Genomic DNA, 9,836 nt, shown 5'->3' with positions numbered 1-9,836 from the left:
GCCATTATTACCTCTTTTTGTTCTCGAATTTACGGATTAAGAAGGTCGAAAAGAAAGACAGAAAAGATTATAGCTGAGTTAAAAGACAACGAATAATAATGTTAGTAGCAGAAAGACACATTATCAAGAAAGGACATCCATTTTGGGCTGAGATAGATAATTGATCTTGGCAGTCTAAAAATCTTGACAACTCAGCCAATTATTTAATCCGACATAATCTTTAGATAGGCGGAAAAAATCACCATTTTATATTGTTATGTTGGTTCAATAATTTTTATCCCTGCTCTAAATTCCCGCAGTGCTTGAGAGTGATAGAATGGATTTATGTCTGAGTTACAAAGATGTAATTTTAGGGATTGAATTAAAAGTATGGCGGGATAAAAAACGCGATCCGCAACCTGATGGAATTGAACAATTAAAGTCTTATTTAGGGCTTTTGGGGTTAGATTTTGGTTGGTTATTTATCTTTGATAGGCGGAAAAATGCTTTACCAATGGAAGAAAGGTTATCAACTGAGGTTGTGGTGACGGAAAATCAATATAGAATTACTGTGATATTGCTTGCCCTCTCAAAGTGACAAACTGGATGCCGAAGATATATCCGCAGAAAAAAGCTGATATCTGACGACTTTAAGATAGTTTACGGTTCACTGCCACGATTGCGCCAGACTTGCCAACCGACGTAACCGAGGAGGAGAGTCGCACCAAAGGCAAAACCCCAACCACTGGGAACATTGGAGAAACCGAGGGCTAAACTGCCCACCCAGAGGGTTAGGGCATAGATAAATAACACTGTCAGACGGTGAGAGATACCAGCTTTCAGTAAACGGTGGTGTAAATGACGTTTATCAGCCACAAAAGGGGATTTTCCGCGTTTGAGACGGGAAATAATCACCGTGGACATATCGAGGAGAGGAACCGCGAGGATGAGATAGGGTAATAGGACGGCGGTAACGGCAACGGTAGTCACAGCAGTGGTTTTAGCCAATCCAATCACCGCCACACCCGCCAGGGTAAAACCCATAAAATAGGCCCCACCATCCCCCATAAAAATTTGGGCAGGATTAAAATTGTAACGCAGAAAACCCAAAGCCCCACCCGCTAAAGCGGCGGCGATAATAGCGGCGGCCGGTTGTCCCATCACCAAAGTTACAATTAAAATAACCACGGCAGATATACCCGAAACTCCCGCCGCTAATCCATCTAAACCGTCAATCCAGTTAATCGCGTTAGCCATCCCCACTAACCAGAGGAGAGTAATCGGTAAACTTAGCCAATGAATTTGTAATAAATCGCCGAAGGGAATAGAGAGGAAATCGATCCTTACCCCGGCTTGCCAAGCTAGAAAAGCGACGCTAAACTGCATTACCAAACGATTGAGCGGCGAAAGATTAAAAAGATCATCCGCTAGACCGATGAGGAAAAAGCCCAAACCGCCTAGGGTTACGCCCCAAACTTCCCATTCTCGATCGCTGTTTAAACCGGCAAACCCTCCCAACCACCAAACGATCAGGAGTGCAGTTAAAGCGCCGACAAAAATCGAAACTCCCCCCAGTCGAACCATAGGCTTTTCATGGACCTTCCTTTCGTTGGGTTTATCGACGTAACCGCTTTTCAGTCCGACGGTTCTGACGAGGGGGGTACTCCAAAGTACCACGGTATGGGCGATCAGAAAAGCAATTAGATAGTATAAATCTCCAGACATGGGAATTGGGGGGGCGATTTAATTCACAATTGGCAACTGACAGGCAATCGCCAATTATGAATTTTTATTATCTCTCGTTTTAGGCCAAGGCGGGGACGGAAATATGGAGATGGGGATAGAGGGGGAAGCTTTCACAGAGTTTCGCTACCCGTTGACGGCAAGCATTTCTCAGGTCTTCATCACTGGGATTAAGGAGAATATCGGCGATAATGTTGCCAATCTCGATAAATTCCGTTTCTCCTAGTCCTCTGGTGGTCATAGCCGGGGAACCCAAGCGCAGACCACTGGTGACAAAGGGAGACTCGGGATCGAAGGGAACAGTGTTTTTATTAGCGGTAATATTAATGGTACTCACTAAGCGATCGGCTTCTTTCCCGGTCATGCCCACGGATCTTAAATCGAGTAACATCAAGTGATTATCCGTACCATCAGTGACAATTTTAATCCCTCTAGCCTTCAACTGACCGGCCAAAGCTTGGGCATTAGCGATTACTTGGCCCGAATAGATTTTAAACTCCGGTTTCAACGCTTCCCCAAAAGCCACCGCTTTCGCCGCGATCACGTGTTCTAGAGGCCCGCCTTGGGTACCGGGGAAGACGGATTTATCGAATTTTTTGCCTAATTCCTCGTCTTTGGTCATAATTAACCCCCCCCTAGGACCGCGCAGGGTTTTGTGAGTGGTGGTAGTTACCACATCACAGTGGGGTAGGGGGTTAGGATGATGACCAGTGGCCACTAAACCGGCAATATGGGCGATATCTGCCATCAGGTAGGCCCCCACTGCGTCAGCGATGGCGCGGAATTTCTCGAAATCAATCTGGCGCGAGTAGGCAGAATAACCGCAGATAATTAGTTTTGGTTTTTCTTTGCGAGCGATGTCAAGGATGAGCTCGTAGTCAAGACGTTCGCTTTCGGGACTTACTCCGTACTGTACTACTCGGAACCATTTCCCGGAAACGTTAACAGGGGAACCGTGGGTAAGATGACCACCGTGGGAGAGATCCATACCCATAATCGTATCGCCGGGCTGCAAGAGGGTCAGGAAAACGGCGAAATTAGCTTGGGCCCCGGAGTGGGGTTGTACGTTAGCGTGGTTTGCCCCAAATAGTCGTTTAACCCGATCGATCGCTAATTGTTCCGCTTCGTCAACGTATTCGCAACCACCATAGTAGCGTTTTTTGGGCAGTCCTTCGGCGTATTTGTTGGTTAAAACCGAACCCTGGGCGGCCATGACGGCAGCCGAGGTAAAGTTTTCACTAGCGATTAGTTCTAGGTGATCTCTTTGACGTTGCAGTTCTTTTTGCAGAATCCCCGCGATCGCTGGATCGGTCAAGGATAGTATATCTAGGTTGGTATCAGTCACGGTTACTCGATCCTTTCTTGAACAATTTACCTGTAATCATTGGGTCACTTTCTCCATTTTGGCACAATCTCTAATCTTCCGACACACCAGTGAGCTTAATTGCTTCTCTTCGGGATCGATCATCAATTGTCAACTGTTAGCGGTAAAATCTTCATTTTTAGTCAATAAGTGATAGTAATATTAACGTCAGTTCGGGTTAAGCAGATTGGGTGCATCTCACATTTGCAGAAATACCGATAATCAGCAATTATCAGTGACTTTTAAATAATTACAAATGTATCAGCAGCTGCCTGTAAGCATCCCACCGAAAAGCTAATGCGTGGCGGGTTTGGGGGGTTCTACCCCCCAAAAGCTTGGATTGAGTGATAAAATCGGAAGTAGTGCCCAATTTTAGCGGTGATTTTCCCTTTAAAAATAACAACTTAGTAGAAGTTCTACAAAAAGTTTACAAATCCAAAAAAGAGGGTGGATTACCTTCAAGATAACCCACCCGAAAACTACCATTAATTATCTGTAATCAACCGGTATTTCTCATCCCTGCGGCAATACCATTAATCGTCATTAAAGCACCCCTTAATAACTCCTCTTTAGAGTAGCGGAAATGAATCACACCGGATTGAGCTTGACTGTTGTATTGACGTAAACGCTTGATGAGAGACACCTGTAGGAAACCGAGGGGAACGATCGAACCGTTGCGTAACTGCACCGATCGCTGTAAATTCGGATCATTATCCAATAAATGTTTCTCGCCGGTGATCTGGAGAACAATCTCGCTAGTGCGATTATATTCCTCTTTGATCCTTTCAAACAGACGTTGAAAACGTTCTCGATCTTCCTGTTTAGAAAGTTCACTGACGTAGTGATAGGCCATCTGTAGGTCCACCTTCGATAGAGTCATTTCTGCCTTAGAAATCACCATCTGGAAGAACGGCCACTTGTGATAAAAATGGCGTAACAATTCCAAATTTCTGCTAGGAGAATCATCGAGAAACATCTGTAAAGCTGTCCCTAAACCATACCAAGCCGGTAAAAGAAAACGGGTTTGGGTCCAACTAAATACCCAGGGAATTGCCCGCAGGGTACTTAAATCCTGTTGACCACTTTTCCGGCGCGCTGGTCGGGAACTAATCTGTAAAAGACTAATTTCAGGAATGGGAGTCACGGACAGGAAGAAATCTAAAAAGTCCGGTTCTTCATAAATCAAACTGCGATAGGTTTGCCGTGAACGGGTGGCCAACTCCTCCATGATGCGATTCCAGGGTTCGAGATCATCAAAACCACTGCCCAGTAAACTTGCCTGTATGACTGCCGTTACAGCCGTTTCTAGGTTATACAAGGCCAATTCTGGTAAAGAGTATTTCGAGGCTAAAACCTCGCCTTGTTCGGTGATTTTAATGCGACCGTTAATCGTTCCCCGGGGTTGGGCGAGGATAGCGGCGTAGGCCGGTCCACCACCCCGACCGACGGAACCGCCCCGGCCATGAAAAAGACGTAGATTCACGCCGTATTGTTTAGCGGTTTTTTGTAAAGCCTTCTGGGCCTTATGAATTTCCCAATTACTGCTCAAAAAGCCGGAATCTTTATTACTATCGGAGTAACCCACCATAATCTCCTGTAAATTACTCGGTTCCAAGATGGCAGGTTCCGGGGTCACGTCCTCCCCGTTTAAAGCCCCTAAATGGTCGTAACCGCCGGCTAGGGTTGCCCGATAGAGGGGCAATTCAAACAAAGTCTCCATGATGCCGGGGGCGTGTTTGAGGTCATCGACGGTTTCAAAGAGGGGAACGATGCGGAGGGAACTGCGGCTAGTGGCGGGGTCGTATAAACCGGCTTCTTGGGCTAATAACAGCACTTCTAGCACATCGCTGGCCTCGTTGGTCATGCTGATAATGTAGGTTTGGCAGATTTCCAGACCAAATTCCCCTTGCAGACTTCTTAAAACTCGCAGGGTTTCAATGGTTTCGCAGGTTCTTTCCGAAAAGGGCATTTCCCGGGGAATTAAGGGGCGACGGGTTTTTAATTCCTCCACTAACCAGGCGATTTTTTCTGATTCGCTTAATTGGCCGTAGGGTTTGGGCAAAACTCCGAGATATTCAGCGATTTCTTCGATACATTCGGCGTGACGGGTGGATTCCTGCCGAAAATCTAACTGAGTCAGGACAAAGCCAAAAATCTCCACTTGGGCGATCATTCGATCGAGTTCTTGACAGGAAAGACCGGTTTGCAAGAGACTGCGCTGTAATAGCTGTAATTCGGCTAAAAACTCGGAACCGGAGCGATAGATGTTGGTTTCGTTGAGTTTAGTTAATAATTGTCGTTCTTCTGGGTCATTGAGCCGATCATTGCGATCGCGCGTATTTTCCAGACGTTTTTGAATAAAGGCCAATTTGAGGCGATAGGGTTCCTGACGGTAGCGGATTGCTAACTGGCTATAGATTTCGGGCATTTGCTGTTTATCTCTGTCCAGGGAGTCCAGCAACTCCGGCAAGACGTGACACCAGTGCAGGGAGGCACTTAAAATACTGGTCAGGTCGCGAATAGCATCGAGATATTTTTTAATAACGAGATTGCGCTGATAACAGCAGGTTTTCCAGGTGACTTCGGGGGTAACGGAGGGATTGCCATCCCGATCTCCCCCTACCCAAGAACCAAAGCGACAGAAGTTATTTTTCGGCGCTCGTAAACGGGGAAAGGAGGATTCTAGACTTTGCTGCAGACGCAGGGTTAACTGGGGTAGGGAATCAAAGAGAACTTCATCGAAGTAGTGCAGGGCATAATCCACTTCATCGACGACGGTGGGTTTAAATTGGTGTAGTTCATCCGTTCGCCACCAAAAACGAATTTCTTCTTTTAACTGTTTGGTGACTGTTTGTGCTTCTCTGGAGTTAGTTAACCCCATACTGCGAAAGATTTCTTCTGCTTGGTCGAGTTTTTCGAGAATGCCTGAGATACGGCGCTGTTTAATGCGAATGGTATGACGGACAATTTCCGTGGGGTGGGCCGTAAAAACCAGACAAATATCTAACTGATCGAGAAGACGCTGAATTTCTTGGGGGGGGACGTTAACCTGTTTGAGATAGGGAAATAACCAGTGAAATAGTCCCGATTTTGGGCCGGAGTGATCGGACTCGTTCAGGGTTTTTTCTAGCCAATCGGCCCCGACAATGGTGGCTAAAATGCTTTTTTGCGTTGGGTCAGCCTTGGGACTTTCGTTTTCTTCCCCGATCACCGTCCGTCGCAGTAGTTGCTGATCCCTTTGTTCGTAGTGTTGTTCAATAATATTTATTAACTGGAAATAGAGGGCAAAAGCGCGGGTAACTTTGATCGCTTCCCCTAGTTCCAAGTCTTCGATCATTTTGGCGATCATTGCTTCCGCACTATCATCGGTCACTTGTCCTTCCTCAGAACAGAGATGGCGCAGTAATTCCAGTAAATCGACTAATTCTTGACCACATTCGGAGACTAAGACTTCTTTCCATAAATCTTCGATTAATTTCAGTCTTTGCTGCAGAAACAGGTTGGAAGTGCTGAAAATATCCTGTTCGGTTTCGGTCGAGGGGACAAGGACGCTCATAATTTTAATCAGTAATCAGTAATCAGTAATCAAATCAGTAATCAGTAATCAGTAATCAGTAATCAGTAATCAGTAATCAGTAATCAGTAATCAGTAATCAGTAATCAGTAATCAGTAATCAGTGAAAAGAAAGCTCAGAACTTACCACTTAATACTATTCACTGAAAACTCAAATCTGATCATTGATAACTGATCTATCGGGATTAGTTCTTAGGGTTTGTCAAAGATGAGATTATATCCCCAAGAATCACATTTTTTCCTATTTTTAACAAAAACTTCACTATTTTTGCCTCTTTTCAGGGGGCAAAAGGACTTTTTTCTTGGATTATTGGTCGCTGTTTACTGGTAACTGATCGGGAATATTGAGCAGGGGCAAGCGATCGCCACGAAAGATTTCCTCACTGTCTTTCCCGACTTCTATCAACCAATTATTAATAGAACGTAGTCCCAAGTAGGATAAAAGAAAGGGACTGACCGCTAGACTAAGCCAAAGCTCGATCGGTTTAGTTTTCATGGCAATTTCTCGGTTAAAGGACGGCGTTTGATCCGACGAATCGGAAAATTAGCAATCAGGGCTGTAGTTCGTTGGTCGCTTTCTAGGAGTAACTCGGTTTCCTCGGTGTCGATATCAAGATAACGACTGACCACTTCTAAGATTTCTTGACGCATCATATTGAGAATTTCGGGACTAAGATCGGCGCGATCATGGGCCAGAATAAGTTTTAAGCGTTTTTTAGCTTGGTCGCCACTTTTGCCCGAACCGCGCCATGCTAGAAGTTTATCGATCAGGTCATTCATAGTAGGTTAAGGGGTTGAGATGAGAGAGTTTAAGGCCCAAACAAGCGACGACGCAGACGAGTGAGAAAACCTTCCTGACCGGCCATTAAATCTAGAAACGGCACATCGCGACCCTGTAAACGCTGGGCAATGTTTCTAAAGGCCATGGAGGGGAGAGAGGTCTTCTCCTCTAATACTAATGGTTCCCCTTTATTAGTGGAAATAATAATTCTTTGATCGTCGGGAATAATCCCCAACAGGGGAATTACCAAGAGGTCGAGAATATCCTCGACGCTGATCATCTGATTAAGTTGGATCATTTCTGGCCGCAGCCGGTTGACAATCAGACGGATACTCTTAATATCTTCGCTTTCTAGTAATCCCACCACGCGATCGGCATCTCTCACCGCCGACATTTCCGGAGTAGTAACGATGATCGCTTCTTGAGCAGCGGCGATCGCATTACGGAAACCCATTTCAATTCCTGCCGGGCAATCAATCAATACATAGTCATAACTTTTTGACAATTGGGCGACTAAATCCTTCATTTGAGCGCCAGTAATTGCCTCTTTGGTGCGGTTTTGTGCCGCCGGTAATAAGACCAGATTTTCCTGTCTTTTATCCTTAACTAAAGCTTTATCAAGGCTACAATCTCCCGCCACCACATCGAGGGCAGTATAAACGATACGCTGTTCTAATCCTAACAATAAATCGAGATTTCTCAGTCCGAAATCAGCATCGACAAGGGCGACTCGACAGCCTAATTGAGATAAGGCTGAACCTAAGTTCGCCGTTACTGTCGTTTTACCAACTCCTCCCTTTCCCGATGTCACCACAATTACACGAGCCATAATTTATATCAGTTATCAGTTATCAGTTATCAGTTATCAATTATCAGTTATCAGTTACCGGTTATCAGTTATCAGTTATCAGCTATCAGTTATCAGTTATCAGTTATCAGTTATCAGTTATCAGTTATCAGTTATCAGTTATCAGTTATCAGTTATCAGTTTTATAGAGTTTTTCGTTTCAACGCAGTTAATCGCTATTTTTACCAGTCACTGAATCACTGTTTACTGATCACTGTTTACTGATCACTGTTTACTGATCACTGGTCACTGATCACTGTTTACTGGTCACTGATCACTTTTTTTCTACCCATCCCACTTTATCTTTAAAGGTGTAGGTTCTGGAAAAATTATAAGCCCCAATGATGCGGATTCCTCCTTCGCTGATACAGGCAATTTCTGGTTCCATGCGATCGCTTTTTAAAGCCGGGGTGCGTGCCACTAATTCTGCGATCCTCAGTTGAGTTAATTCGATTCGCAGGGCCATAATTACCGCTGCTCGATCGCCGCGGAATCCAGCATGGGCCACACCGCGTAAACCCCCCCAAACTAATATATCGCCATCAGCGACGATCGATCCGCCGGGGTTGACATCACCCATGACTATAACTGTACCCGGGTGACGGATTTCTACACCCGATCGCAGCGTGGTTTTTAAGTACAAAGGTTCGGCGAGGAGGGATGGCAGCGGTTGCTCGTCCCCGAAAACCGTGGGATTCGAGCGCATTTGTTCGACATTGTAACCCATGGTTGCCGCTGCCACTGCGGTTTGTCTTCTTTGGGTTTGGATGGTATGCAGGGATAATTCGGCACTGTCTAAAATTGTGGCGATCGCTTGTAGTTGGCGCGTATCCATCAGGCGATTGTTGGACCGTAGGTGTACTGGTGTTCTAGCAGGGCAGTTTTGGCCGCTATTACGGAGATAATATTTTAATCCTGTCAAGATATCTGTCCAATCCTGACTTGTCTCCCCGGCGCTGGTTTTGGGCAAAATTAGCACCAATTTCTCGCCCTCACTTTTTAGGTGTATTTGGGCGTATCTTTCCATTACCGAGGCTGATGGCTCAATTTTTTCGGTTTCTAAGTCAATTTCTTGATTTATTTCGGTTTTATTTTCATCCATAAAGATAACTTTTTACTTAAAAAAGACAAAGCGCAAAATAGCAATCAGCAAACCGACGGAAGCGGTAATTAGTGAACCGCCTAAAATGGTTATCAATGCCCAAATTTGATTTTTTTGACTGCCCTCGACTATTTTGAGACGATTATCCATCCCTTCGACTCTTTCGGTTAATTTTGCCTGTCCTATCTCTAGGGATTTAACATCTTGCTTGATTTCCTTAATATCAGCTTTAATTTCGCCAATATCAGCCTTAATTTCGACGATACTATGCTCGATCGCCGTGAAACGAGTCTCGATCGCTTTTTGTCCGTTGATAATTAAGTCTTCTAGCCTTTTCAAGTCCGTATCGGCAACAGTTTTCATCGAAAATTTTGGGTCTGAAACCCCGTCGTTCTACGACGGCTTTACCGTTAAATACTAGCGCATTTACCAAATATATGCTAAAAT

General features: G+C 45.0%; 8 protein-coding genes and 1 pseudogene. 1 reads left to right on the top strand and 8 read right to left on the bottom strand.

Features of this window, described 5'->3' with window-relative positions:
- Positions 1 to 307: 307 nt before the first annotated feature.
- Positions 308 to 577, top strand: a pseudogene (locus tag BGL89_RS12120) (hypothetical protein); the annotation flags it as partial.
- Between the two features lie 62 nt (positions 578 to 639).
- Here BGL89_RS12120 and BGL89_RS12115 read toward each other — a convergent pair.
- From BGL89_RS12115 to BGL89_RS12080, 8 genes are all read right to left on the bottom strand, one after another.
- Positions 640 to 1,704, bottom strand: a complete 1,065-nt coding sequence (locus BGL89_RS12115) for a glycosyltransferase family 4 protein (protein ID WP_002732067.1) — start codon at positions 1,702 to 1,704, stop codon at positions 640 to 642.
- 79 nt (positions 1,705 to 1,783) lie between these two features.
- A complete protein-coding gene (gene glyA, locus BGL89_RS12110) occupies positions 1,784 to 3,067 on the bottom strand; it encodes a serine hydroxymethyltransferase (RefSeq protein WP_286825917.1) in 1,284 nt (427 codons plus the stop codon).
- A gap of 517 nt (positions 3,068 to 3,584) precedes the next feature.
- Positions 3,585 to 6,641 carry a phosphoenolpyruvate carboxylase gene (gene ppc / locus BGL89_RS12105; RefSeq protein ID WP_286825916.1) on the bottom strand — a complete coding sequence of 1,019 codons (3,057 nt, stop codon included), beginning with the start codon at positions 6,639 to 6,641 and terminating at the stop codon, positions 3,585 to 3,587.
- A 325-nt stretch (positions 6,642 to 6,966) separates the two neighbouring features.
- The gene (locus BGL89_RS12100; protein ID WP_286825915.1) at positions 6,967 to 7,155 is read right to left on the bottom strand and encodes a hypothetical protein; all 189 of its coding nucleotides are present in this window, start codon (positions 7,153 to 7,155) and stop codon (positions 6,967 to 6,969) included.
- Positions 7,152 to 7,439 carry a cell division topological specificity factor MinE gene (minE, locus tag BGL89_RS12095; protein WP_002764792.1) on the bottom strand — a complete coding sequence of 96 codons (288 nt, stop codon included), beginning with the start codon at positions 7,437 to 7,439 and terminating at the stop codon, positions 7,152 to 7,154. The genes BGL89_RS12100 and minE overlap by 4 nt, the downstream gene beginning before the upstream one ends.
- A 29-nt stretch (positions 7,440 to 7,468) precedes the next feature.
- Positions 7,469 to 8,269, bottom strand: a complete 801-nt coding sequence (minD, locus tag BGL89_RS12090) for a septum site-determining protein MinD (RefSeq protein ID WP_286825914.1) — start codon at positions 8,267 to 8,269, stop codon at positions 7,469 to 7,471.
- Between the two features lie 292 nt (positions 8,270 to 8,561).
- The gene (gene minC, locus BGL89_RS12085; protein WP_286825913.1) at positions 8,562 to 9,389 is read right to left on the bottom strand and encodes a septum site-determining protein MinC; all 828 of its coding nucleotides are present in this window, start codon (positions 9,387 to 9,389) and stop codon (positions 8,562 to 8,564) included.
- 12 nt (positions 9,390 to 9,401) lie between these two features.
- The gene (locus BGL89_RS12080; RefSeq protein ID WP_286825912.1) at positions 9,402 to 9,752 is read right to left on the bottom strand and encodes a hypothetical protein; all 351 of its coding nucleotides are present in this window, start codon (positions 9,750 to 9,752) and stop codon (positions 9,402 to 9,404) included.
- Between the last annotated feature and the right edge of the window lie 84 nt (positions 9,753 to 9,836).

This window comes from Microcystis sp. LSC13-02 (genome assembly GCA_002282935.1).
Classification (GTDB): Bacteria; Cyanobacteriota; Cyanobacteriia; order Cyanobacteriales; family Microcystaceae; genus Microcystis.
This window is presented reverse-complemented; position numbering and strand designations above follow the sequence as displayed.

Coding starts and splice junctions, on each gene's coding strand:
- ppc (WP_286825916.1), bottom strand. CDS start 6,641: ATGAGCGTCCTTGTCCCCTCGACCGAAACCGAACAGGATATTTTCAGC.
- minC (WP_286825913.1), bottom strand. CDS start 9,389: ATGGATGAAAATAAAACCGAAATAAATCAAGAAATTGACTTAGAAACC.
- BGL89_RS12100 (WP_286825915.1), bottom strand. CDS start 7,155: ATGAAAACTAAACCGATCGAGCTTTGGCTTAGTCTAGCGGTCAGTCCC.
- minD (WP_286825914.1), bottom strand. CDS start 8,269: ATGGCTCGTGTAATTGTGGTGACATCGGGAAAGGGAGGAGTTGGTAAA.
- minE (WP_002764792.1), bottom strand. CDS start 7,439: ATGAATGACCTGATCGATAAACTTCTAGCATGGCGCGGTTCGGGCAAA.
- BGL89_RS12080 (WP_286825912.1), bottom strand. CDS start 9,752: ATGAAAACTGTTGCCGATACGGACTTGAAAAGGCTAGAAGACTTAATT.
- BGL89_RS12115 (WP_002732067.1), bottom strand. CDS start 1,704: ATGTCTGGAGATTTATACTATCTAATTGCTTTTCTGATCGCCCATACC.